This window comes from Achromobacter sp. FW305-C-13 (assembly GCF_058783475.1).
Genome location: NZ_JBYSYN010000002.1, coordinates 1,003,663 through 1,026,567, shown reverse-complemented (window position 1 = coordinate 1,026,567; position 22,905 = coordinate 1,003,663). Strand labels below are relative to the sequence as shown.

The following is a 22,905-nucleotide window of genomic DNA, read 5'->3' as shown; positions in this document are numbered from 1 at the left end:
CATGCGTACGCTTACCCTCATCCTGGCCGCCGCGTTGTCGTGCACGGCCCATGCCCAGGATGCCGCCACGGTGGTTCCCGCCAACGTCATCCCTCAACCCGGCCAGGTCGTCGCCAGCGGCGCGGTGCCGGACGAGGCCACCAAGGCCGACGTGCTGGCCCGCCTGCAGAAGGTCTATGGCGTGGGCAATGTGATCGACCGCATCGACGTGGGCGGCGTGGTGGCCCCGCCGAACTGGTCCCAGCACGTAGGCAAGCTGCTGGACAGCCCGCTCAAGCAGATCAACCGCGGTCAGCTGGAAATCGACGGCACGCAGATCCGGCTGCGCGGCGAGGTCGACAATGAGGCCTCGCGCCAGCAGATCGCCAGCACCTTCGCCACGTCGCTGAACCCCACCTACAAGATCGTCAACGGCCTGCGTGTGTCGGCCGGCAAGGACGAGCAGGACGTGCTGGATAACCTGCTGAGCAACCGCGTGGTGGAGTTCGAGACCGGCAGCACCCGCCTGACCGCCCGCGGCCGCGAACTGCTTGACCGGGTGGCCGACGCGGTGCCCAAGCTGCGCGCCGACAAGATCCAGATCATCGGCCATACCGATAGCTCGGGCAGCCGCAGCACTAACCTGGCGCTGAGCCAGGCGCGGGCGGATGCGGTGCGGGACTATCTGGTGGACAAGGGATTGCCAGTATCGCGTTTCGAGGCCATGGGCGCCGGCCCCGACCAGCCCGTGGCGACCAACGCCACCGCGGAAGGACGCGCCAAGAACCGTCGCATCGAGTTCCGCGCGGCCCGTTAAGAACGGGTGACTGGCCGCGGGATGGGCCTTGCGTGGAACTCCAGACGCAAGGCCTGACCGCCCATTGCCGTCGCCGGCATTCTGTCAGTTGCCGTCGCCGGCTTTCTTGATGCCCAGCAGTTCTTCCAGGCCCGACAGGGTCTCGTCGTTCTTGACCACCGTGCGCAACCACAGGTGCAGGGACATCTCGCCCCAGCTCGCGGCCTTGTCGGCCAGATAGGCCACCGGGCTATGCGGTTCGGTGCGCCGGAAGAAATCCGCCACGTCGCGCAACTGCGCCAGCGCCTGTTCGCGCGTCTGGATCGGACCGCGCACGGCTGGCGTCACGGCAACATGGGGCGTTGCATCGGCGGCAGGGAAATGGTCGGCGGCGGGCAAGGTAGGCTCCACACGGACGGAAACGGCAGGCGTCACAGGCGCCTGTGCCGGCGCCAGGTCGGCGCGTACCAGCAGGCCGGCGTCGCGCGCAAAACGGTGCGCAAGCTCGGTGACATTGCGCAGCGCATCGCGCACGCGCGAGAACGCCGGGCTTTCATCGCCCAGGCGCTCGTCCAACGTGCGCTCCAGTTGGGCCAAGGCTTGCGCGCAGCCTTCCAGCTGCGTATCGAGTTCGGAATAGAACGAAGGTGGCGTATCGCGCCGCGCGGCATCGAAGCGGTCCAGCGTAAGCTTGCCGCGGATCAGTTCATTGGCATTGTCGGGCGTGCGCTTGACGGCGTTGGCGAGCTGGCTTGCGGCCTCCCAGAGCACGGCGCCATAGCGCGCGCCGTCCGCCTGCGTCAGCGGGATTTCCCCGATCAGCTGCTGGGAGCGCGACAGCAGCCACGCCAGATTGCCCACGCGCTGCTGCACGTCGCCGTCTTCCGGCACCGGGTGCAGCCCTTCCCAATAGTCCCGGCAGAGCCCGTCGATCAGCAGGTAACCGTCGCGCAGGCCCGCGAAGCCCCGTGTCTTGGCCCAGGCTTCCGCCAGCCACGACGCGATACGGATATCCTTGCTGCGCTCGCGCAGCACCGTCGAACAGATGCGCGCGACTTCCGGCCAGTCGGCTTCTTTCAGATCAATGACCCAGTCGCCCTGGTCGAGCTGAGGGTCGTCGTGCCGGCGCGCTTCGCGGATGGCATCGAACTCAGGCGAAAACACCAGGTCGACGCCGCAAGGCGCATCGCCGGGGATCGGTTGCAACAAGGCGTTGATGTCGGTCATAGGCTCAGGTCTGTCGTAGGCGCAAATCATCCCACATCTGCTTACGTATAACGTTCAAAGATGACACGTCCTATTACAAGGCGCATCACGATGCTTCGCTATGATTTGCGCTCCCACCCAAGGAGCATTCATGACGACGAAATCGATCCGTATGTTGCCCGATGGGCACTTCATCTCCGGCACACCCCGCCGCGCCCCAGACGGCAGCTACGTGGGCGGAGAAGGCCCGATCACCCGTGCCCCGGACGGCACCTACGTCGCCGGCACGCCGCAACGCGCACCGGACGGCAGCTACAAGGGTGGCGGCGGTCCCGTGCGCATGGCGCCCGATGGCACCTTCGTCGTCGGCCCGGCCCGGCTGGCGCCGGACGGCACGTATCTGTAAACAAATATCTCGCGCCCACCCATGTCCCAACGTTCCGTCATCCGCAAGGGCGACAAGACGTCGCACGGCGGCGTCGTCGTGACCGGCGATGAAACCGTCGTCATCTTCGGCCAACCCATGGCGCGCGTCGGCGACCGCGTCACCTGCCCCAAATGCGGCGATACGCACACCATCGTCGAAGGGGTGCAAAACGTCAGCTCGGACCGCATGACCGCGCTGGAAGGCATGCGCACCTCGTGCGGCGCAACGCTGATCGCCAGCCAGAATTTCTATCAGTTGGAGTACGGTTGACTGCCGTAGGCTTTGCAAACGTCAGACGGCAGACTTTGGAGCGATGCATGCATAAGATGTTGATGGCGGCCCTGATGACGTTCGGCCTCTTGGCAGGATGCAAGGGGGAGCCCGCCTACGAAGGCGTAAGCTTCATTGCCTATAACTATACGCAGTTCGACATGGACAGCGTTTCCCTGACCGACAAGGCTGGCAACAGCGCCGTCACGATGCAAGTCAGCGTCGGTGCGGGCGAAGGTTCTGTGGCTTGCTGCTACACGCTAAAGGGAACGGAGTTCACGGCAAAATGGCGGGCGGCCGATTCCGAAGTCTTGCGCAATCATCTTTACGACGCGAATCCGCAACAGTATTTCTTTACCCGCGAGAAGCCGGTGAGCTTCCCCGCCACCGATCTCCCTCCAGGCCAGGGCCCGGTTTATCTGGAACTGCATATTTACCCCGACGAACACGTAGAGCTGGCGCTTAGCCGAAAACTCACGGGACGTACCCGCTTGCCTATCGTCGAAACCGCACGTTGGCTGTGGCGCCAGCACAAGGAGGCATTGGGCGACTTCCGCGACGGCGTGGAGCTCACCCGGGTGATCGCGCGCGTCACGAAAAAATCTTGGGGGCAGTACCGCATCGAGAACGCGAGCGACATGCGCGAGTACATGAAGATGTACTTCACGGTCGCGTCCGATTTCGATCAAGACCCGGCCATCCATGCGCTGCTGCAGAAAGCAGACCGTCAACCGGGCGAATTCGCCCGCGCCATGGAGTCCCTGCCCGCCGAACGGATTTCCGCACTTAAGCAGGCAGGCACACCGCCGGGAGCAAAAAGTGGTTGACCAGCACGATGGCGCGAATCCAGCAGCGGATCGCACGCCGGCCTCGGTGCTCAAGGCCATGGCGCAAAACCAGTCGGCCTATCCCAAGGACGATTGCCGCGAATGCGGCGCGGTCATCCGGATGGGATTCTTCTTCGATGGCTTTGGCCGGAATCGAGATGTCGACGCCGCGCATCCGACGTTCTACTCAAATGTCTCCCGGCTTTGGGAAGCCCACTTCACACAACAAGATTTCGACCGCCCGGTCCATCAGCACTGGTTTCGCTTCTACTATTCCGGCCTGGGCACAGAACTGAACGAAGACGCGAAAAGCGACGATCTTATATACGCCGCAACAACAGCTGGCGCCAAATTCGCCAGCGAAGCTGCCAAGCGGGTAAAGGACGCTGCCAAAAATGCGTCGCGGCTCGACGAAATCCCCGAGCACGACATGCTCAAGCGTCTGCGCAGCGCGACCCAAAAGGCCATCAAGGAGGGATCCTATCAGCCAATGGTGAAGGCGTATAAGGACGTCATCAAAGATGTGAAGACGCTCCCCGACAAGGTAGTGCGCATCTGGAATGTATGGGATCCTGAACGATTGACCAACCGACTCCGGGCCACATTGAAATCGTTCTGGTCTGGCTTCAAGAAAAACCCTCTGAAGGTTGCTTGGACCGGCGCGAAAGAAACAGCCAAGGCAACCCTGCTGGAGGGCGTTCCCGTCATCCGTGACAACGAGACCGTCGCTTATTTGATGGGCACTGGCGTGGACGCTCGCGTGGACGCCGCATTGCGCCAGTTCAAGGCGGCCTATGACGCCGTGAATGCCGAAGTCCATGTCGCTCGAATCGAGATCACTGTATTCGGCGGCGACCGCGGGGGGGTGATTGCCAAGCAGTTTGTCAACGATCTGGTCAATAAGTACAAGCGTCGCAGTGAAATCGACTTAGCTGTGCGGGACGACAGCGCCGCGCATCGCCAGCATTCGCCGATCGCCATCCGGTTTGTCGGACTGCTCGACTCTGTCGCGTCCATCATGGACGAAAACACCTTCCTGGGATTTCTGCCCTTTACCGACCTTTTGAAGCAAACGCACAAGAATCGTACTCTGACCATTCCCGCTGCCGTCGAACGTTGCGTGCATTTCGGAGCGGCGCATGAATTGCGGCGCAACCAGCGGTTAGACAGCCTGGAAAAAACGCGCGGAGAGCAGTATCTCTATCCGGGATCAAGCGGCGATGTCACCGGCGTCAGCCCAGAAGGGGCCCTGGGGGTTCGAGGAGAACTCTCTCGCGTGGCGTTACGCGACATGCTCAATCTTGCTTTAACGAGTGGCGCGGCGATGCACAGCATCGAAGGTTTGAAAAACACACGTGAATTGACCTTTCTGAAGTTTTCGATGGGCCAGAAGATCCAGGCGGATGGGCAGAGTTTCAATATCAAAGAGCTGGTCGACGCCTATCGTGAGATCGTGCCTTACAAATCGAACGTCGACTTCATGCCCCACATGGAGGTTTTCCTTAGATGGCTCGCGGTGCGGTACCAGGATCCTGTATTCAAGGGCGACCTGTCCGATCCGGCAGAAAAATGGCTCGAAGATCGCAATTACTTCACCCCCGAGCAGGAATATCAGAGGGAGCTACGAAAGTTCGTTGCATTAAGCCCTGAAGCGCAGGCCGATTCAGAAAAGAGGGCGCACCTGGACGCGCTTAGGAAATTGAAGGATGAGCGTTGGGAACGCGCAGTGGCTAGTCGGGGGGAATTGCCACCAAAACGTTTCAAGCCCCTCTGGCAACGGCTGGAAGAAGAAATCAAGACGCTGGAAGAGACCGAGCGGGACGAGACCCGATTGGAAGAGCACAAGAAGTGGATGGAAGCCAACCAACCCGAGCAAGTACGGTTGATCCGGCAGGCGGATCAGGACATGCTCGATCGCGAGCGCGCGCGCAACGAATCCATTGGCGAGGACGACAAAGCGCCGAAGCCGACAAACCCGCTCGCCGAATCGGAAGCCAAACGAGGGATGGAAAAGCGTCTATTGGAGGTATGGCGCGAGGCCTCTGCGGGCAAACAGCCCTTGCCTCCCAAGGTCATGTCCTTGTTCGACTGGCTGGTTCACGACGCGATGCTAAGCAGTTGGCCCGACCACCTGTTAGCCAGCACCACCCTCTATTTCCGTGTTCGCGATAAAGACGTATTCGGAAAGACGGACTTCAAGGCTGAGATGCGGCAACGCGGCCAGGACATGAAATCCGCACAGAGGATCGACGAAGCGACAATCGGCCGAGTTTCAGCGGACAAGGCGCCCATCTGACATCGCTTTCATCGCTGCAGGCAGCGCGCCACGTCTGTCGTCAGACGGGCCATTTCCTTGTCTACGCCGAGATCGGTGCAGTAAGCGCCAGCGCCTCTCAACGAGAGATCCAGCGTGGAGGTCTTTTGCGAGACTTCGGCCCGGAACCGCAAGCCCGTCACATTGCTGGAGCCGTAGTGTTCCGTCTCGAGCACGCCTGTCTTGGCATCCCGGATGGCGTAGCCGGTATCGAAGAGGCTTCCGCGCTCTGCGTTGCCGAGGGTCTCCTTGTCGATGCAAGCAAACACCTCTTCGGCCGAGGCCCCCTGTGGAATGGCGACCGACGCGCGCTTGCTTGGACCAAACGTGTCGCACAATCCGGAAGACACGGAACACCCGCCCAGCAAGCCAATGAGGGCCAACGTGACGGCCAGCCTACCTTGGGATTGCCCGAACGCCAACGCCTTGTCCATGCGTACCATATCCCTCTCTCCCGAATCGAAGTCAGCACCCGGCCGCGCGAAAACCGCCGCGTCGCAGGCGCAAAGTATATGGCCCGCTGTGGGTGCGTGGCCGGGAGGCCTGTGTCAGAAGGATACCGTGGCCCCCGACTTGTATCCGCATCAGGAGCGCTGGAAATGGCGGCGCCGCACGGCCATTCCGTGTTGCCGATCGATGCGCGCGGCGGGGATACCCGCATTCATCATCCCGTCATTCTGCGTTTCTAAGCTTCCCACTTTTTCAGACGGGCGGCACAGATGGCGCATGACAAGCACGACGGCAAACATGACATTGCCGAGACACCTTCCACCCTGCCGGCGGCCGCGGATCCGCGCCGCCGCAGCCTGCTCAAGGCCGGCTTCGGCGCGACACTGCTGCCGGTAGGCGGTTCCTTTTTGCTGTCGGCGTGCTCCAGCGACGACGACGAGGACAGCCCGGCGCCCGATACCCCCGCGCCGCAACCCCAGCCGGAACCGCAGCCGCAACCCGCCAAGGTGTCGAGCTTCGCGGTGGCAGTGCTGCCCGACACGCAGTTCTATTCCCGCTACGCAACCGACGCCGAAAACCAGCAGTTCATGCGCAAGTACGGCAGCGAACCGTACAAGGCCCAGACGCAATGGGTCGCCGACCACGCCAAATCCCTCAGCATTCCGTTCCTGATCCATCTGGGCGACGTGGTCGACCAGCAGGGCAAGCCTGACCAGTGGAAGGTGGCCGATGCGGCCATGACGATCCTGGAAGATGCCAAGGTGCCCTACTCCATCCTGGCCGGCAATCACGACGTGATCCTGGACCGCGACTACGTCGACGCAAGCAGCCAGGCTAGCGCCACCGACGCCCAGCGCAACCTGGCCGTCGAACCCTATCTGCAGACCTTCGGAACCGACCGCGCCAAGAAGCAGGCAACCTTTGGCGGGCGCGATCCCAGCGGCTTTCACGAGTACCACGTGTTCCAGGCCGAAGGCCAGAAGTTCATGGTGCTGTCATTGTCGTGGCGCATTTCCGACGCTGCGCTGACCTGGGCCAACCAGGTCATCCGCGCCAACCCGTCGCTGCCGGTCATCCTTGTCAACCACCAACTGCTTAATATCGACAAGGACGGCGTGACCCCGCTGGAAGTGCCGTACGGCCTGATGCTGTGGGACAAGCTGATCCGCGACAACGATCAGATCTTCATGACGCTTAACGGCCACTATCATGGCGCCGCGCACCTGACCAAGACCAATGCCTTCGGCAACCCGGTCGAAGAAATGGTGGTGGACTACCAGATGGCGTACCAGGGCGGCAATGGCCTGATGCGCCTGTACGAATTCGACCTGAGCAACAACGAGATCCGGGTGCTGTCGTTCTCGCCGTGGGTGCCCCAAAAGCCGAAGAACACCCTCAACGCATTCGACCAGGCAGTCCTGACCGGCGCCAACGAGCAATTCACCATCAAGATGGATTTCGCCAAGCGCTTTGGCGGCTTCAACAAGGACTTCAAGGCGGCGGAACCGTCGCACACGGCGCTTATCGACCAGGCGCGCGCCCTGATCCTCGCCAACTACACCGATCCGGCCGCCACCGAGCAAAAGCCCGCCGCCGACAGCGAAGACTATCCGCAGGTGCCGGACACCTTGGCGCACTGGCGCTTCTTTGGCGGCGCCAACGGCCAGCCGGTGCAGGTGGGCGAGGTGGTTGCCGACCGCACCGGCCTGAACCCGGTTCGCCGCGCCGCGCTGAACGTCGATGGCGTGGCCGGTGCGCAGCTGGGCGACCTGGTGTGGTCCAACGATCACCACTACCTGTCGGCCGCGCCCGGGTCCGTACGGTTCCTGAACACCGACAAGAACACCGCCCGCATGAGCTACTTCACCACCGACACGGCGGCCGTGCTGAATGCGGAAACGGTGCCCAACGGCTACACCGTCGAGGCCTTCATCAAGATCGACCGCGACTGGACCGCATCCCGCAACGCGTGGATGAACATCATGACGCGCGACGGCAAGCGCGGCAATCTGCCCGGCTTTTCCGGTGGAGATCCGGAATCGCCGCCGCTGCTGTTTGCGGTGTCCAGCCTGCGCGAGATCCAGTGGGAAGTGGTGCCTGAACGTACCGGCACGCGCGACGCCAAAGCCAACTGGTCTGGCGAGATCATCGCCGACAAATGGATGCACGTCGCCGTGGTGAACGACAACACCACGCACGAGACCATTCTGTACGTCGAAGGCGCGCCGGTACTGCGCAACACGTCAGACGCGCCGGGGCTGGCGACACTTGCGGCCGACATGCCCTGGGTGATCGGCGCCGGTTCGTGGGATGGCGCGCGTGCCGACGGCTTTTTCGGCAGCATCGGCGAAGTGCGTATCGTGGGCCGCGCGCTGCAACCCACGCAGTGGCTGACCGCTCGCAAGAGCTAACCGTGCAAACGCGCCGCCGGCCGGTCTGGCGGCGGCGCGTAAGCCCTGAAAATCCGCGGGGCTTTATCATCTAACCACTAGCGGCGTTGCGACCGCGATCGCGCGCCTCGTTTTTTGCCTTGATCGTAGAGGAGATTTATTAGTGGTTAGACTCGCAACGACAGCATCCATTTCTTTCCCGCCCCGCCCCCCTGCCGCCACCTTCTGGCGGCACCGACGAGAGAGACCCTGGCTGGCGGCCTTGCTGCTGGCGGCGATGCTGAGTTGCCTGTCGTTCGTCTGGCAAGCCGCCGCCATGGCCGCCGCGCCGCTGCCTCCGGCGCAACCGGCCGCTTCCTCTACCGCACAGACACCGGCCGCGCTCACCCCTGCGGCACTCGCCGACCTGCTGGACAATCCCGAGGCCCGCAAAGCGCTGGTGGACGAGTTGCGCGCGCAGTCGGCCGGTGTCAAGCCGGCGCCGTCCGGCGCGGCTGGCGCGTCCGGACTCGACAAAAAGCCGACAGAGCCTGGCCTTCAGGAACGCATTGCCGATGGCGTGCAGCGCTTCCTGACGGGCGTGGCCGCCGACATGGGCCAGGGCGTGGACGACATGCGCGCGCTGGCCTCGGGCCGCAGCCTGCGCATGGACGCCGGCACCGCCAGCACGGCCTTGCTGCCCCTGACGCTGGCCGCTATCGCCACGATCATTGCCTTCCTGGTGCTGCGATTGATCGCGATGCGCATCTACACGCGCATCGACCGCTGGGTGGCCGAGCACGGCGCTGAGTCCATTGCCTCGCCGGCTCGCGGCGCACCGGCATCCATGCGCGTGCTGTACCGGCGCGCCGGGGCGATCGTGGGTGCGCTCGCCATCGACGTGGGCGTCGTGCTGCTCGCCGCCATGGCGGGCGGGGCCGCCGCCCTCTGGACCACGCCCGGGCGCGGCACGCTGGATACGCTGGCCGCGGTGTTCCTGCGGGCCTTCGTGTCGGTGGAGATCGTGAAGGTGGTGGTCCGCACGGTATTCGCCGTGCGGCATCCGCACCTGCGCCTCTTGCCCATGTCCGACGAATTGGCCAAATACTGGAACGCCTGGCTGGTGCGCATCGTCGCGGCGGCCGGTTACGGCACGCTGCTGGTCGGCCCGGTGATGGCGGCGGCGCTGTCGCCGGCACTTGGCCGGCTGGCCAGCATGGTCATCATGCTGGCGGTGTATGTGTACGCGGTGCGCGTCATCTGGCAGAACCGCCGGTCGGTACGGGAACGCCTGAACCGCCACGCCGCCGGTGCGGCCACCTTCGTGGGTTCGCGGCTGCACTTCCTGTCGCGCGTGTGGCACGTGCTGGGGATCGGCTACTTCACCATCCTGCTGGTAGTCAGCCAGATCGATCCCACCAACGCACTGCCCTTCATGGCGCGCGCCACCGCGCAGACCTTGCTGGTCATCGGCGTGGGCAGCCTGCTGATCCTGCTGCTGAACGCGGTGCTGGCCAAGCCGATCCAATTGTCGGAAGACCTGCGACGGCGCTTGCCGCTGCTGGAGGCGCGCGTCAACGCCTACGTCCCGGCCATCCTGAAAGTAGTCGGCTGGATCATCCGCATCGTCGTGGTGCTGCTGATCCTGGATGCGTGGCACGCGTTCGACCTGTCGCGCTGGCTGGCTTCGGACGCCGGCGGGGCGGCCATCAAGGTCGTGCTGAACATCGTCATCGTGCTGCTGATCGCGGCGCTTGCCTGGACCGTGATCGCCAGCATCATCGAACACCGCTTGAGCCAACGGGAAGGACGGGGCATGCCCAGCGCGCGCGAGCGCACCCTGCTGGCGCTGTTCCGCAATGCCGCGCTGATCGTGATCGTGGCGATGACGCTGATGGTGCTGCTGTCGCAGATCGGCATCGACGTGGGGCCGCTGATCGCCGGCGCCGGCGTGGTGGGCCTGGCCATCGGCTTCGGCGCGCAGAAGCTGGTACAGGACATCATCACAGGCGTCTTCATCCAGCTTGAGAACGGCATGAACGAGAACGACGTGGTGCAAGTCGCAGGCGTGTTCGGCACCGTGGAACGCATGACGATACGCTCCGTGGGCATACGCACGCTGGACGGCGGGTATCACCTGGTGCCGTTCTCGTCGGTGGACGTGGTGGCCAACCACATGCGCGACTTCTCGTACCACCTGGGCGAATACACCATTGCGCACCGCGAAAGCGTGGACGATGCGATCGAGCATCTGCGCGCCGCCTTCGCCGAACTGATGACCGATACGGTGCTGGGGCCCGAGATCCTGGAAGACATTACGGTTGCCGGGGTCACGGCCGTCAACGAGAAGGGCGTGACCATCCGGATCCTGATCAAGACCACGCCCGGCATGCAGTGGGCCGTGCAGCGCGGCTACAACCGGCTGTTGAAGAAGCACTTCGACGCGGCCGGCATCGAGCTGCCGTATCCGCACACGGTGGTCTACTTCGGGCAGGACAAGCGGGGCTACGCACCGGCCGCCAACGTGACGCTGCAGGCGGAACGCCCCGACGAAGGCGAGGATGCGCGCGCCGCAGGGCACACGCGCCGTCGCCTGAAGCCGGAAACGAGCGGCGAAGATTCGGCCGAAGTGCTGGGTAACGAACTCGAGGCGCGCGACGAGGCCGAGGCTGAGGCCGTCCCGCCGTCGACGTCGCGGGCGGTATAGCCCCCGATGTCGACCGCTTCCTAGCGTAGCGGCATCGCCACCGGACGCAGCGGCGCGGCGTCGCCGCCGCGGATCTTCAGCGGGCCGCCGATGAAGGCGAACTCATAGACCTTGTCGCGCGACAATTCGTCCAGCGCCGCGAGTTCGATGATAGGCACGCCCTGCTGCGCCAGCAGATAGGTGTGTAGCGGCACGTAGTCGTCGGACACCTCGGACGGGAAGGTCTCGAAGCTGAGGTTGTCCGCGCCCAGGATCATGGCGCCGCCTTCCTCGACCAGGTATCGGGCGGCGTCCAGGCCCATGCCCGGCGGCTTGGCCATGTAGGCGGCCGGGTCGTTGTACAGCTTCATGCGGCCGGTGCGGATCAGCACGATGTCGCCCTGTTGCAGTTCGGTCTTCTGGCGCGCCAGCGCGGCTTTCAGATCCTGCCGGGTGATGCGGTACTGGTCCGGCAGCATGTCCACGCCTTTCAGCGCCGCCACGTCGATCAGGACGCCGCGCGCCACCAGCGGCGGAAACTTCTCGATGCCGGTGCGCTTCCAGCCCCGGTCGCCCAGATGCTCGTCGGCACGGAAGCCGTTCCAGATCTTGCCGTGGATGCCGAAATGATTGAGCGCGTCGATGTGCGTGCCGGTGTGGCTGTACATCGAGAACGCCGTACCGGTGTAGCTGCGCATGGCGTTCATGTCGTCGCCCACGCCCATCGGGTCGTCGACTTCGGTGCCGCGCGGCGTGTGAGTCATCCAGAATTGGTAGTGCGGATCGCCCGCGTCCTGCCAGCTGGGCATGCCCACGTAGTATTCCGTGGCCAGGTCGTAGACCTTGCCGCCCGCCACCCGCGACATGACGGCGGCGCGAGATTCGGCGGTGATGAGGTTCAAGCGGCCGATTTCATCGTCCGGCCCCCAGGGGCTGATGCCCACTTCCTGGCCGGATGCCGGCGCTCGGGACGGCGCGCCATGCGCCAGGACGTTGAAGCTGAGCGCGGCGCCCAGCGCCAGGCCGAGCAGTTTGCGGGTATAGGGGATAGTCATGATGCACCTTGTGCTTTCTCGTTTCGATGGACGCCAGCTTACGGAGGAGCCGTCGTACGAGTAAGGTGCCAACAGGCAGGACTTTATTCGCTGGGCGTCAACAATCGCCGTGCATGGCCGCCGGCAGATGGTCCGCCAGGAAGTCCACAAACGCCTTCACCTTGGGTTGCAGGTGGCGGCTGGTGGGATACACGGCGTAGACATGGCGTGGCGCGGCGGGCAGGTCCGGCAGCACGTGCACAAGCTTGCCGGCGGCGATGGCGGGCGCGGCCAGGAACGAGGGCAGCGCGCCGATGCCCAACCCTGCCTCCAGCAGGTCGCGCAACATCAGGCTGTTGTTGACCTGGACGTGCGCGGGGCCGGCGGGCAGGTCTGCCGGCTGACCGGCTTCCTCGTCGGGGAAAGCGCCGGGGCTGTCGGCCAGGGTGTAGTTCAGCAGGTCATGCCCGCGCAGCGCTTCCGTGCTGTCGGGGCGGCCGCGTCGGTCAAGGTACGCCGGCGCCGCGCACAGCACTTGCGTCAGCGACGCGAGCCGCCGCGCGATCAGCGAGGAATCGTCCAACTGCGCCCGCAGCCGGATCGACACGTCGAAGCCCTGGCCCACGGCGTCGACCAGGCGGTCTTCCATGGCCAGGTCCAGCCTCAGTTCGGGGTACTGGCGCAGAAAGCGCGCCAGCAACGGCGATAGCACGCTCAACGCGAAGGAGACCGGCGCGTTCACGCGCAAGCGGCCCGAGACGCGCCGCGACTGCTGCTTGACGGATTTTTCCAGGGCATCGAGTTCATCAAGCAGCCGGCAGCATTCAGCGTAGTAGGCGGTGCCCGTGTCGGTCAGGCTCATCTTGCGCGTGGTGCGCTGGATCAGCACCGCGCCAAGGTGTGCTTCCAGTGCACGGAGCTGCTTGCTGAGGCCGGCGGACGACACGTCCAGGTCCTCGGCCGCTTTGGCGAGGCTGCCCAGTTCGACGATGCGCCGGAAGGCGCGCATGTAGTTGAAGGTGTCCATGGCAGGAACGAAGTTACGCGAATCCCGGGATTCTGCAGTGATCGGCCCTATTCGCCAAACGGCTGAGTTTCAGTTATTTCTGTCTTGACAGAAATAACTGAAACCTCCTACAGTGGCCCCATGAAACTGACTCCGATCGCCGAACGATTCATCCTGCACTGGGGCGAAATGGGTTCGCGCTGGGGCGTGAACCGCACCGTCGCCCAGATCCACGCCCTGCTCTATCTGCTGGGCCGCCCCGTTCCCGCCGAAGAAATCGCCGATACGCTGGGGGTTGCGCGCTCGAACGTCAGTAACAGCCTCAAGGAATTGCAGGCCTGGCGCCTGGCCCGGGTGGTGCACGTGATGGAAGACCGGCGCGACCACTTCGAAACTTCGACCGATATCTGGGAGCTGTTCAAGCTCATCGTCGAAGGCCGCCGGCAACGCGAAATCGACCCCACGCTGACCATGCTGCGCGACAGCCTGGCCAGTCCGGAAATCGAAAACGAAAGCCGCGCCACCGAACAACGGGTACGCGAGACGCTGGAATTCCTGGAAATCCTGACGACCTGGTCCGATGAGATGCTGCGCATGAAGCCCGAGACCCTGATGAAGACGCTGGGCATGGGCGCGAAAATCAGCAAGACCATGCGGCGTACCAAGTCGTGATCCTCCAGGGCGGGCCTTGCACCGCGCCCTTTTTTTGACCAATAATTTCTGTCTATACAGAAATTGCAGAAATAAGAGAATAGCGACGCCATCCATGAACGGCTTACCCAAGAAGGCAACGACATGAATATCCTGGTGTGCGGGGCCAACGGCTTTGTCGGCCGCGCCTTTTGCGATGCCTTGTCGCGCGATGGCCATCGGGTGCTGAAAGGCGTGCGCGTAGCGACCCGGCCGGACGAGATCGCCATTGACTACATGGCGGACACCGACCCGGCCGCATGGACGGATCGGCTGCGCGGCATCCATGTGGTGGTCAACGCCGTGGGCATCCTGATCGAAGCGGCCGGCGCCACTTTCGACCACATTCACCGGCGCGCGCCGATCGCCCTGTTCGAGGCCGCCCACCGCGCCGGCGTCCGGCACATCGTGCAACTGTCAGCCCTGGGCGCCGAACACGGCGATACCTCCTACTTCCAAAGCAAGCGCGCGGCCGACGATTACCTGCAATCGCTGCCCGTTGCGCACCACATCCTGCGGCCGGCGTTGGTCTATGGCGAGCAAGGGGCGTCGGCCCGCTTCTTCCGTGCCTTGGCGTCGGTACCGGTGCACCTGCTGCCGGCCGGCGGGCGTCAGAGGCTGCGCCCCATGCGGGTGGACGAATTGGCCGAGATCGTCGCCCGGCTGCTGCGCGGCGGCGATCACGGCCCAGCTGGCATGAACCTGGTCGGCGGCACAGAGGTCGAGTTTCGCCAGATGCTGGCGGTCTACCGGACATCGATGGGATTTCCGCCGCCACGGCAGGTGCCCGTGCCGGCATGGCTGGTGTCGGGCGGCGCGATGTTGCTGAACCGGCTGCCGGGGTCATTGCTGACGCGCGACACCTGGCGGATGCTGCGCGCGGGCAATACGGCCGATGCCGCGACGACGACCCGGGCGCTGGGTCGCGCGCCCGCCGGCATCGAATCCTTTATCGGCCCCGCCGACGCGCTGCCACTGCGCCACCAGGCGCTGGCTGCCTGGCGCCCCGGCCTGCTGCGCGGCGCGCTGGCGCTGATCTGGCTGTGGACGGCCGTATGCAGCGCGTTTCTCTACCCCGTGGCCGGCAGCCTCGCGTTGCTGGAACCCGTCGGCCTGCACGGCGCCGCCGCGCGGGCGGCGTTGTACCTGGCCGCAGCGCTGGATTTCGTACTGGGCATCGCAACGCTCTGGTGGCCTGGCCGGCGCCTGTGGGCCGCGCAGCTTGCGCTGGTGCTGGCGTACACGGCCGTCATCGCCGTGGCCTTGCCCGAATTCCTGCTGCATCCCTTCGGACCCGTCCTGAAAAACGTGGCCGTCGTTGCGCTGCTATTCATTCTGCTTACCGAGGAACCCAAGCCATGAATCTGTATCTGACGGTCAAGACCCTGCACATCCTCTCATCGGTGCTGCTGGTGGGCACCGGCTTCGGCACGGCGTTCTACCTGTTCTTCGCGAACCGGACGGGTTCCATTCCGGCGATTGCCGCCGTCTCGAAACTGGTGGTCCGTGCAGACCTGTGGTTCACCACGCCAGCCGTGGTCTTCCAGCCCCTGTCAGGGTTGTGGCTGGCGCATGCCGCCGGCTGGCAATGGACGACGCCGTGGGTCACCCTGTCAATCGCGCTTTATCTGCTTGCAGGCGTGTGCTGGCTGCCGGTCGTGTGGCTGCAGTACGAGATGGCCAAAATGGCGGCCGCTTCCCACGCCGCCGGCGACACCGCCCTGCCTGCGCGCTACTGGCGCTTTGCGCAATGGTGGGAACGCCTGGGCTATCCCGCCTTCCTGGCCATGGTGGTGGTGTATTTCCTGATGGTGCTCAAGCCGGCGCTGTAGGACGCGACAGGGTCCGGGCGTAGACCGGCCGGCCACGTCACCCCGACTTGGCCGGCACGTGCTCAATCCCGATTGATGTCCACCCGCCAGAGTTCATAACGCTCGGCGCCTGCCTTGACCGAACCGGCAAAGTGCTCGTTGAGATGGCTGGCCGTGAAGACGAGATCGCCGTTCGGGGCGATGGTGGCGGTGTCGGGCCACCATACGCCGTCGTGCGAGGCCACCCGTTTCATCGCCCCGGTGGCCGGGTCGTAACGAACGATGCCGTTGCGGGTGACGTCGGTGATGAAGAGCCGCCCGCGCGCATCCGTGACGATGCCATCGGTGTTGCCGCCCGTGTCGCCAAGGGTGCTGACTTCGGCACCAAGTTGATCATCCGTCTTCGTGCTGTCGCGCAACAGCCGGGTCTTGATGCCATAGGCGTGCCTGCCCGTCGTCACAGTCCAATACAGCGTCTCACCGTCGGGCGACAGGGCGATGCCGTTGATGCCAAGGATGAGCGGGCTTCCCGGCCAGACGTCGACCCCGTGCGAGACCACCTTCACCCCGGGCTCGGGCATGACCGAGGCATGCTGATTCAAGACCCGGCGCGCCGTGCCGCTGGCGAAGTCCACCACCAGGATGGCGGCCTGGTTGTTCGGCGCGCTACGCAGCCCGCTATCGGACAGATAGGCCAGCTTGCGCTTTTCGTCGACGGCGACGTCGTTCAGGAAGCTGCCCTTGCGGTCGGCGACGGCATCCAACGGAATGCTTTTGACGGTAAGCCCCGTGGCCAGCTCGTAGACGATGAGCTTCTGGCCGCCGGCAGGCGCCTCGCTCTCTCCCGCGACGAACCCCATGTCCAGCGCCCACAGCCAACCGTTCTGGTTATCCACATGGAACCCAAGCACGTTGCGCAGGCTGGACGCGGGTGCACCGTTGACCGCATTGCCTTCGACAGACGGGAACGCGCCAAGGCGGGCGCTGCCGCCATCGACCCGGGTATCCAGGATGCTGAGCGTTGCAGGTGCATTCGCGGCGATCAGGCGCGGCGTGCTGACGAACGCACGGCCCGCACGATCGAAGTGCAGTCCGGCGATGGGCGCATTCACCGAGCCGGAAAACGGCGCCGGCGACTGGGCCGCGTCGGCGGCCGCCGTCCACGTCACCCCGCTGTAGCTGCGCCAGCGTTCAATGACAGGCGGCTCCGCCGCAACCGCGTGCGCCGCAAACACGAAGGCGCCCACGAAACCGATCGAGGCACGTTTGAAAAATGTGGTAATCATTGCCCAGCCCTTGCGCCGACGTGATGATTGAATGGATCGGTGAACTTTCGCTGTATCCGGCGTGCGAAAACAGGGGATTCCAGGAACAGCTGTTTGGAACGAAATTCAAAGATGCAAGCAAGGACAATGCATAAATGGATAATCGCAGCGGGGAAATGTTCATATTTGTGCGCGTCGTGCAGACGGGAAGTTTCTCGGGCGCCGCCAAGACGCTGGATCTGTCGCCGTCTGCCGTCAGCAAACTGATCACGCGATTGGAAGCCCGGCTGGCGACGCTCTTGTTTCTAAGGTCCACACGCGAACTCGTCCTGACGACGGAGGGGAAAGACTTCTACGAGAGCGCCCTCAGGATCCTGGAGGACATCGACGAGGCCGAACAGGCCATCGGCGCAGGCTCCACCGAAACCAAAGGCGTGCTGAGGGTCAATGCGTCGCTTCCCTTCGGCACGCGCCAGCTATTGCCGTTGTTGCCCGAGTTCCGTGCCCGGTATCCCCTGATCGACCTTGATCTTTCGTTCACCGATCAGGTCGTCGACATGACGAAAGAGCGCGTGGACGTCGCCGTGCGTGTCGGGAAACTCTCCGACGCTTCGTACAAGGCTAGGCTGCTCGGCCTGAGCAGGTATGCCGTGGTCGCCAGCCCGGACTACCTGGCACGCAACGGCACGCCGGACAAGCCCTCCGATCTGCACAACCATGTCTGCCTGGGGTTCAACTTTAGGCGATCCGTGGCGCAGTGGCCCTTCCTCGTTGAAGGCGAACCGACAGCCTTGTCCTTGCACACCTCGTTGCTCACGAACAATGGCGAGACGATGCTTGACCTGACCCTGCTGGGCATGGGCATCAGCAGATTGGGCCGATTCCACGTTGATCACGAAATCGAGGCGGGCAGACTGGTCGAGATCCTTCCCGGCTTCAATCCCGGCGACGTCGAGGAACTGCACGCGGTGTTTCCGGCCAAGCGGCATATGGCGCGCCGCGTGCGCGTATTCATCGACTTCCTGGCGGAGAAAGTTGCCCCCCGACTGGAGGCAGCAGCCAAACCGCGCGATTGAATCGAGGGGTCGATAAGCCTGGAATCCGGGCAAAGATGTCGCGCCGCATTTTGTGTCGAAATGTAGGCGCGCAACGTCGACCAGGAGATCCGGCATATGCGATTTGCGCACGCAAATCCGGGACCGCAGTAGCGACGGCAAAGACCCGATAGCAGCCGCCTCGCCGGCCTGAGCGGTTGGCGATACATGTCGTTGCATCGATTCATAAGCTAATAACAACGAACCGGGCATATTGCACCCGCTGCATCGGCAACACGATCGCCGGCGGTGCTGCGCAACCCGAACCTTAATACCCTTGGAGACCTGAATTGCCGATTCTCAAGCAAGCTTGCGTCGTTGTTTCTCGCGGCCAGAAGGCCGCTTTGCTGGCCGCCGCCCTGACCTTTGGAAGCGGCGCCGCCGTAGCGCAGCAGGCCGTTCCCGGCCAGATGCCCAACCTGGCCGGGCTGAGCGGCCAGATGCATGCCGCCGCCGAATACTGCAATGCCTATACGGCCGCGCAGCTGGACCAGATGAAGCAACAGCAGAAGACGGCGGCAGGCGCGCAGGGCATGGCTGCCGCGGACTTCGACGCTGCCTTCTCGCAGTCGTACACCGCGACCAAAGGTCAACTGGGCTCGCTAAGCGCGGCTGATAAGGAAAAGACCTGCGCGCAGCTCAAGGCGATTTCGGCGACGCGCCCGCAGTAGTCGCCACGCCCTCATCACCGACCAGACCGCCCCCTCCCGGATGTCTCTTCCCATGCTCGCACTGGCCGTTCGCCGTCAGCGTTTCCTTCTTGGCGCCGTGGCGCTGACCACCTTGTCGCTGGCTGGCCTGGACGCCCACGCCGCCCAGCGAACCGTCTATCAGGGAACACTGCAAGGCGCCGGCCAGATCGTGCTGGAACTGGACAACGACGCGGGCGCTGACGGGGGGTTGAGCGGACGCTATTTCTACACCAGAAACGGCGTCGATATCCCACTGCGCGGCACGCAGGAGGTCCTGTTCGAACCCAAGCTGCACCCGACGCAACCACCGGCCTCGGCCAAGGCCCCGATCAGCCCGGCCGACCGCGTCGCCAGCTGGCAGGGCGTGCGCGATGCCAAAGGCTATCGCGGGCAATGGACGGACGCCCGCAGCGGCAAGCAACGCCACTTCGACTTGCGGCGGGTCGCTGAGTACGACACCGAGCAACTGGCGCGTGACGGCAACGCCGTGCGGGCCGCGCAGGTTGATCTTGGCGACGTCGATATCAAGGCGGCAATAGACGCCACGCGTGCGCCCTACCAGACCCTGAAGCTGGCCGGCCACGCACAACCGGTAGGCAAGGATATCGGCCGCGGTGCGGTGGCCTATCGCATGTGGGTAGACCCGCGCACTAAATTCGCGTACCCGCGGCTGAGCCGGCATCCCGATCCGCAGGTCATGCAGCGCATCAATCACCTGCTGGAGCAACGCCACTGGCGCAAGAGCCTCGGAGCACTGGAGTGCATGGCATCCGCCTACACCAGCGCGAATTCCGGCGCGGGCACATTGGGCGGATTCGACGAGGAAAACGTGAACGTCACGTGGCTGTCGCGCTCGCTCATGACGGTGACCGAAGCGGGCAGCCTGGATTGCGGTGGTGCGCATCCCGACAACCATTTCGAACCGTATACCTTCGACCTGCTGCGCGGCGAATACCTGGACTGGAATCGCGTGTTCGACGCGTACGTGCCGGCCAGCCGCAGCGTCGGCCGGCAGGCCAGCCCCGCATTGCTTGCGGTGGTGAACCAGGTGGTCAAGGCTGGGCCGCCAGAGGACCGCGCCGATCAACATCCCAACCTGGAAGACTGCGCGGATCTCTGGCCGCAGTATCTGGCCCTGGGCGCACAGACGCCGGGCGCGCTAAGCCTGTCGGTGTCCGGCGTGGGCCATGCATCAGGGGCTTGCCTGGGCACGCACGCCACCGTGCCGTTCCAGGCGCTGACGCCTTATCTGAAGCCCGGCGGGCAAGCGTATCTGGAAGATTGAAATCAGTGCATCAGGCGCCCTCTTTCCGCGGGCGGCGCGCACGCTCGCGCGTGCTTGCGTGGGTGCTGAACGCGTCGTCTGTAGCGTTGCGCAACGGCGCGGCATGGGCCACCGGGCCCACGGCAAGCGGTGCAGCGCCTGACACGGCGGCCACCTGCTGCACCATGATCGGCGGAACCCCCGCCACGAAGCGATAGGGTTGCAGCGGCAGCAGGCCCTGGATCGTGCCCAGGTCATTGGCCGCCTCCGCGCGCGCTTGCTGCTCGACCTGTTCGTCCTTTAACGCCTGATTGCCGGCCAGCGCTTGCGCCTCCAACCTGGCCTGCTGGTCATGGAAGGCCTCGATGGCGTGCATCAGACAGTGCGCCGCGTATTGGTCGCGCAGCGGATTCACGGATTGATCCCGATCGTCTTGCCTGATGATGACTGGCTTTTGCGGCGCGGCCGCCGTCGGCACAGCCGGTGGGCGCGCCGCCTGGATGCGCGCGAACGGCGGTGCCTGCGGACGCGCCACCCGGTCGGCGCGCATCTGGGTACGCAGCCGCTCGGCGCGATAAGGGTCCCGGACATCGTCAATCCGGGCGGTGCCCATCGGATCAATGGCTCTGGCATTCATGGCAACTCCTTGGCTGGTCGCGCCGGACCGCGCGACGTCCCGGTCATGACGCAAGGGCGGCTACGAAAGCCGCGCCGGGGCCCTCTGGGCGCGCCGTTGCGAACGGATCCACAGCAACTGCGCCGCACAACCCACCAGGAACAGCGCGAACCACGTGGCCAGAGCGCCGCGCACCAGGGGGGATTGCGGCCCCTCGGCAAGCGGATGAGACACCGGCAGGCGCGTGAGCGTCTCGGCAATCCCGGGCACCCACATCAGGAAGAAGCTGAAGGAAAAGCCCAGCTGCGACAGATAGGGATGCGCCCGGGACAGCCATGGCAGCCGCGGTACAAGCAGCGCGCCCGCGACCGAGAGTAGCGCCAGAATGCCCAGCGCATGCCCTGCGTTGAACCCGCCAGAGCTGGATAGGCCGAACGAGGTGAGCACGGCCACGAGCAGCCCGACCAGATAGATCTTGCCGGTTCGCGTGGCGCTGTCGATCCCGCGATACCGTGCAAAACTGTATAGGCCGATGGTGGCGGGCACGAGGCTGATGAGGGTATGCGCGGCGCCCAAGGCGGAAATGGGATGTGGCATGGACGAAGGTTCCTCAGCCGGGCAAGCCGGCGGTGATTTCCGAAAACAACCAACTAGTTGGTCGGTAAACAAACTAAAAAAACGGCGCACCGCTGTGGCGCGCTTCGTGCTCCAGTCAGGCCGGAACGGTCAACTGCTTGATCGCCCCGCGTGTGATCGATGCGAACACCTCCGCATCCCCGAACGCCCGGGCAGTCAGCATGGCGCCATGTATGGTCGACATGAAGGCCTGCGCTTCCACCTGGACGCCATTGCGCACATGGAATTGCCCCTTGGCGACGCCGGCCTCAAGCACCGCGGCGAGCCATCCCGTCAACTCATGGAAATAGGCGCGCACTTCGTCCGCGACCGCTTGGGGAATCAAAGGCAATTCGGCGGCCAGCATCGCGCAAATGCACATGGGCATCGAACCTTCGCGGATGCACTTGGCCCAATATTCCGTGTACGCCGTCAGCCGCGCAAGCGGATCCTGGACATGCTGGTCAAGCGCCGCCAGCCCCTCGCGGGCCTGTTCGCGGTGTTGGGCAACCACCGTCAGGACCAGGTCCGCCTTGGCCGGAAAATGATGATGGATGCTGGGCTTGCCGATATGGACCCGTTCGGACACATCGGCATAGCTGAACCCGTGATAGCCGCCGGCAGCGAGCAGCAGCTTGGTCTGCTCGACGATCTCGAGGGCCCGCGGGGAAAGCGCCAAACTCATAGGAATCCACTCTGATTTGCTGAAAAACGCGCGAAAGCCCCGCTCTTGGCACGCCATGGCGTCGCCCCGGATATTCGCAATGCAGCCAATCTACTAGTTGGTCGGTTTCAAGTCAAGGCCCCCCAAAGCGGCGGGGGCCGCTGGCCGCTCACCGGACCAGCGCCGCCGCCTGCTCGCAATGCCGCAGCGCCTGGCGCAGCGCGGTATCCACCGACCGCAACGACATGCCCAGCCATTCGGCGGCATCGGCCCGGCTGCGCCCCTCCACCCGCAACGCGATCAACACGGCGCGTTGCCGGCGGGGCAACCCCTCCATGATGCGCGCCAACGCCATCAGGGCCGACCTGCCCTCCGCCACGGCCTGGGGGCCGGGACTCTCGTCGATCGGCTCGGGCAATCCCGCGTCCGGATCATCCAGCGATAGCCATGACGCTTGCGCGCGCAGGCGGTCGATCGCCAGATGACAGGCCATGCGGAACACGTAGGCATCCGCCTGCCGCACGTCTTTCGCCACCGGCCGCGCCAGTCGGAGCCAGGTGTCGTGCAGGCATTCGCGCGCCAGGTCGGCGCAGCCGAACCGCCGCGCAAGCCGGCCATGCAGCGTTGCGTAGCTGACGCTCAGATGCGCGCGCAAGCGCGCCGCGGTGTCGATGCCGGCGGTCAGGTCGTCGGCAAGTGCGGGCCGGGCCACCGGCGGGGCCGGCCGCGCCAGGGGACGCGGCGAGCGCCACGCCTCGCCCTCGCGCCAGGGCGGCGGCAAGGCGGGGGCGGGCCGCCGGCTTATGGTCGATATCGGATTCATCATTTCC

General features: G+C 64.6%; 22 protein-coding genes. 13 read left to right on the top strand and 9 right to left on the bottom strand.

All coding sequences use genetic code 11. The features are described from left to right. Nucleotide 1: 1 nt before the first annotated feature. Nucleotides 2-796, top strand: coding sequence for an OmpA family protein (locus AC3WMU_RS16080; protein WP_006226847.1), 795 nt, complete (start codon nucleotides 2-4; stop codon nucleotides 794-796). An 84-nt stretch (nucleotides 797-880) separates the two neighbouring features. Here AC3WMU_RS16080 and tssA read toward each other — a convergent pair whose 3' ends face one another. Then, the gene (tssA, locus tag AC3WMU_RS16075; RefSeq protein WP_492282644.1) at nucleotides 881-2,002 is read right to left on the bottom strand and encodes a type VI secretion system protein TssA; all 1,122 of its coding nucleotides are present in this window, start codon (nucleotides 2,000-2,002) and stop codon (nucleotides 881-883) included. A gap of 130 nt (nucleotides 2,003-2,132) precedes the next feature. Between tssA and AC3WMU_RS16070 the strand changes: the two genes are divergently transcribed. From AC3WMU_RS16070 to AC3WMU_RS16055, 4 genes are read left to right on the top strand one after another with little or no spacing between them, the layout of a single operon-like run. Next, nucleotides 2,133-2,387 carry a hypothetical protein gene (locus AC3WMU_RS16070; RefSeq protein ID WP_280026368.1) on the top strand — a complete coding sequence of 85 codons (255 nt, stop codon included), beginning with the start codon at nucleotides 2,133-2,135 and terminating at the stop codon, nucleotides 2,385-2,387. A gap of 21 nt (nucleotides 2,388-2,408) precedes the next feature. Continuing rightward, nucleotides 2,409-2,678, top strand: a complete 270-nt coding sequence (locus AC3WMU_RS16065; RefSeq protein ID WP_006226845.1) for a PAAR domain-containing protein — start codon at nucleotides 2,409-2,411, stop codon at nucleotides 2,676-2,678. Between the two features lie 47 nt (nucleotides 2,679-2,725). Then, nucleotides 2,726-3,505 carry a DUF3304 domain-containing protein gene (locus tag AC3WMU_RS16060; RefSeq protein WP_006226844.1) on the top strand — a complete coding sequence of 260 codons (780 nt, stop codon included), beginning with the start codon at nucleotides 2,726-2,728 and terminating at the stop codon, nucleotides 3,503-3,505. Beyond that, entirely contained in the window at nucleotides 3,498-5,801 is a 2,304-nt protein-coding gene (locus AC3WMU_RS16055) for a T6SS phospholipase effector Tle1-like catalytic domain-containing protein (RefSeq protein WP_006226843.1), read from the top strand. The genes AC3WMU_RS16060 and AC3WMU_RS16055 overlap by 8 nt, the downstream gene beginning before the upstream one ends. 8 nt (nucleotides 5,802-5,809) lie before the next feature. Here AC3WMU_RS16055 and AC3WMU_RS16050 read toward each other — a convergent pair whose 3' ends face one another. Then, complete coding sequence (locus AC3WMU_RS16050) at nucleotides 5,810-6,253, bottom strand: hypothetical protein (protein ID WP_234704846.1); 444 nt, start codon at nucleotides 6,251-6,253, stop codon at nucleotides 5,810-5,812. Nucleotides 6,254-6,538: 285 nt separating this feature from the next. Here AC3WMU_RS16050 and AC3WMU_RS16045 point away from each other — a divergent pair, with 285 nt between their 5' ends. Further along, entirely contained in the window at nucleotides 6,539-8,680 is a 2,142-nt protein-coding gene (locus AC3WMU_RS16045) for a laminin G domain-containing metallophosphoesterase family protein (RefSeq protein ID WP_006226841.1), read from the top strand. A gap of 256 nt (nucleotides 8,681-8,936) precedes the next feature. Next, on the top strand, nucleotides 8,937-11,345 hold the full coding sequence (locus AC3WMU_RS16040) for a mechanosensitive ion channel domain-containing protein (protein WP_492282817.1): 2,409 nt from the start codon (nucleotides 8,937-8,939) through the stop codon (nucleotides 11,343-11,345). A gap of 20 nt (nucleotides 11,346-11,365) precedes the next feature. Here AC3WMU_RS16040 and AC3WMU_RS16035 read toward each other — a convergent pair whose 3' ends face one another. Both AC3WMU_RS16035 and AC3WMU_RS16030 read right to left on the bottom strand, forming a co-directional pair. After that, nucleotides 11,366-12,379, bottom strand: coding sequence for a cyclase family protein (locus AC3WMU_RS16035; protein ID WP_006226839.1), 1,014 nt, complete (start codon nucleotides 12,377-12,379; stop codon nucleotides 11,366-11,368). 97 nt (nucleotides 12,380-12,476) lie between these two features. Continuing rightward, nucleotides 12,477-13,385 (bottom strand): LysR family transcriptional regulator, encoded by a 909-nt coding sequence (locus AC3WMU_RS16030; RefSeq protein ID WP_006226838.1) that lies wholly within the window; start codon nucleotides 13,383-13,385, stop codon nucleotides 12,477-12,479. A 120-nt stretch (nucleotides 13,386-13,505) separates the two neighbouring features. Here AC3WMU_RS16030 and AC3WMU_RS16025 point away from each other — a divergent pair, with 120 nt between their 5' ends. The 3 genes from AC3WMU_RS16025 (at nucleotide 13,506) to AC3WMU_RS16015 (ending at nucleotide 15,886) form a co-directional block, all read left to right on the top strand. Continuing rightward, nucleotides 13,506-14,036, top strand: a complete 531-nt coding sequence (locus AC3WMU_RS16025; RefSeq protein WP_006226837.1) for a GbsR/MarR family transcriptional regulator — start codon at nucleotides 13,506-13,508, stop codon at nucleotides 14,034-14,036. 123 nt (nucleotides 14,037-14,159) lie between these two features. Continuing rightward, nucleotides 14,160-15,416 (top strand): SDR family oxidoreductase, encoded by a 1,257-nt coding sequence (locus AC3WMU_RS16020; protein ID WP_006226836.1) that lies wholly within the window; start codon nucleotides 14,160-14,162, stop codon nucleotides 15,414-15,416. Beyond that, on the top strand, nucleotides 15,413-15,886 hold the full coding sequence (locus AC3WMU_RS16015) for a DUF2269 family protein (protein ID WP_006226835.1): 474 nt from the start codon (nucleotides 15,413-15,415) through the stop codon (nucleotides 15,884-15,886). The genes AC3WMU_RS16020 and AC3WMU_RS16015 overlap by 4 nt, the downstream gene beginning before the upstream one ends. A 62-nt stretch (nucleotides 15,887-15,948) precedes the next feature. Here AC3WMU_RS16015 and AC3WMU_RS16010 read toward each other — a convergent pair whose 3' ends face one another. Next, on the bottom strand, nucleotides 15,949-17,151 hold the full coding sequence (locus tag AC3WMU_RS16010; protein WP_006226834.1) for an L-dopachrome tautomerase-related protein: 1,203 nt from the start codon (nucleotides 17,149-17,151) through the stop codon (nucleotides 15,949-15,951). A 134-nt stretch (nucleotides 17,152-17,285) separates the two neighbouring features. Here AC3WMU_RS16010 and AC3WMU_RS16005 point away from each other — a divergent pair, with 134 nt between their 5' ends. The 3 genes from AC3WMU_RS16005 to AC3WMU_RS15995 all read left to right on the top strand — a co-directional run bounded on the left by AC3WMU_RS16005 (nucleotide 17,286) and on the right by AC3WMU_RS15995 (nucleotide 20,201). After that, complete coding sequence (locus AC3WMU_RS16005; RefSeq protein ID WP_006226833.1) at nucleotides 17,286-18,206, top strand: LysR family transcriptional regulator; 921 nt, start codon at nucleotides 17,286-17,288, stop codon at nucleotides 18,204-18,206. A 308-nt stretch (nucleotides 18,207-18,514) separates the two neighbouring features. Continuing rightward, on the top strand, nucleotides 18,515-18,895 hold the full coding sequence (locus AC3WMU_RS16000; RefSeq protein ID WP_234704845.1) for a hypothetical protein: 381 nt from the start codon (nucleotides 18,515-18,517) through the stop codon (nucleotides 18,893-18,895). Between the two features lie 52 nt (nucleotides 18,896-18,947). Next, the gene (locus AC3WMU_RS15995) at nucleotides 18,948-20,201 is read left to right on the top strand and encodes a hypothetical protein (protein ID WP_006226831.1); all 1,254 of its coding nucleotides are present in this window, start codon (nucleotides 18,948-18,950) and stop codon (nucleotides 20,199-20,201) included. 10 nt (nucleotides 20,202-20,211) lie between these two features. Here AC3WMU_RS15995 and AC3WMU_RS15990 read toward each other — a convergent pair whose 3' ends face one another. From AC3WMU_RS15990 to AC3WMU_RS15975, 4 genes are all read right to left on the bottom strand, one after another. After that, nucleotides 20,212-20,817, bottom strand: a complete 606-nt coding sequence (locus AC3WMU_RS15990) for a hypothetical protein (protein ID WP_006226830.1) — start codon at nucleotides 20,815-20,817, stop codon at nucleotides 20,212-20,214. A 60-nt stretch (nucleotides 20,818-20,877) separates the two neighbouring features. Beyond that, nucleotides 20,878-21,393 carry a hypothetical protein gene (locus tag AC3WMU_RS15985; protein ID WP_006226829.1) on the bottom strand — a complete coding sequence of 172 codons (516 nt, stop codon included), beginning with the start codon at nucleotides 21,391-21,393 and terminating at the stop codon, nucleotides 20,878-20,880. A gap of 115 nt (nucleotides 21,394-21,508) precedes the next feature. Beyond that, the gene (locus AC3WMU_RS15980) at nucleotides 21,509-22,096 is read right to left on the bottom strand and encodes a TetR/AcrR family transcriptional regulator (protein WP_006226828.1); all 588 of its coding nucleotides are present in this window, start codon (nucleotides 22,094-22,096) and stop codon (nucleotides 21,509-21,511) included. 148 nt (nucleotides 22,097-22,244) lie between these two features. Beyond that, the gene (locus tag AC3WMU_RS15975; protein WP_006226827.1) at nucleotides 22,245-22,901 is read right to left on the bottom strand and encodes an RNA polymerase sigma factor; all 657 of its coding nucleotides are present in this window, start codon (nucleotides 22,899-22,901) and stop codon (nucleotides 22,245-22,247) included. Nucleotides 22,902-22,905: the final 4 nt, after the last annotated feature.

Coding starts and splice junctions, on each gene's coding strand:
- AC3WMU_RS16030 (WP_006226838.1), bottom strand. CDS start 13,385: ATGGACACCTTCAACTACATGCGCGCCTTCCGGCGCATCGTCGAACTG.
- AC3WMU_RS16035 (WP_006226839.1), bottom strand. CDS start 12,379: ATGACTATCCCCTATACCCGCAAACTGCTCGGCCTGGCGCTGGGCGCC.
- AC3WMU_RS16025 (WP_006226837.1), top strand. CDS start 13,506: ATGAAACTGACTCCGATCGCCGAACGATTCATCCTGCACTGGGGCGAA.
- AC3WMU_RS16010 (WP_006226834.1), bottom strand. CDS start 17,151: ATGATTACCACATTTTTCAAACGTGCCTCGATCGGTTTCGTGGGCGCC.
- AC3WMU_RS16020 (WP_006226836.1), top strand. CDS start 14,160: ATGAATATCCTGGTGTGCGGGGCCAACGGCTTTGTCGGCCGCGCCTTT.
- AC3WMU_RS15980 (WP_006226828.1), bottom strand. CDS start 22,096: ATGAGTTTGGCGCTTTCCCCGCGGGCCCTCGAGATCGTCGAGCAGACC.
- AC3WMU_RS15990 (WP_006226830.1), bottom strand. CDS start 20,817: ATGAATGCCAGAGCCATTGATCCGATGGGCACCGCCCGGATTGACGAT.
- AC3WMU_RS15985 (WP_006226829.1), bottom strand. CDS start 21,393: ATGCCACATCCCATTTCCGCCTTGGGCGCCGCGCATACCCTCATCAGC.
- AC3WMU_RS16060 (WP_006226844.1), top strand. CDS start 2,726: ATGCATAAGATGTTGATGGCGGCCCTGATGACGTTCGGCCTCTTGGCA.
- AC3WMU_RS16045 (WP_006226841.1), top strand. CDS start 6,539: ATGGCGCATGACAAGCACGACGGCAAACATGACATTGCCGAGACACCT.
- AC3WMU_RS16005 (WP_006226833.1), top strand. CDS start 17,286: ATGGATAATCGCAGCGGGGAAATGTTCATATTTGTGCGCGTCGTGCAG.
- AC3WMU_RS16070 (WP_280026368.1), top strand. CDS start 2,133: ATGACGACGAAATCGATCCGTATGTTGCCCGATGGGCACTTCATCTCC.
- AC3WMU_RS16050 (WP_234704846.1), bottom strand. CDS start 6,253: ATGGACAAGGCGTTGGCGTTCGGGCAATCCCAAGGTAGGCTGGCCGTC.
- AC3WMU_RS15995 (WP_006226831.1), top strand. CDS start 18,948: ATGCTCGCACTGGCCGTTCGCCGTCAGCGTTTCCTTCTTGGCGCCGTG.
- AC3WMU_RS15975 (WP_006226827.1), bottom strand. CDS start 22,901: ATGATGAATCCGATATCGACCATAAGCCGGCGGCCCGCCCCCGCCTTG.
- AC3WMU_RS16080 (WP_006226847.1), top strand. CDS start 2: ATGCGTACGCTTACCCTCATCCTGGCCGCCGCGTTGTCGTGCACGGCC.
- tssA (WP_492282644.1), bottom strand. CDS start 2,002: ATGACCGACATCAACGCCTTGTTGCAACCGATCCCCGGCGATGCGCCT.
- AC3WMU_RS16065 (WP_006226845.1), top strand. CDS start 2,409: ATGTCCCAACGTTCCGTCATCCGCAAGGGCGACAAGACGTCGCACGGC.
- AC3WMU_RS16040 (WP_492282817.1), top strand. CDS start 8,937: ATGCTGAGTTGCCTGTCGTTCGTCTGGCAAGCCGCCGCCATGGCCGCC.
- AC3WMU_RS16015 (WP_006226835.1), top strand. CDS start 15,413: ATGAATCTGTATCTGACGGTCAAGACCCTGCACATCCTCTCATCGGTG.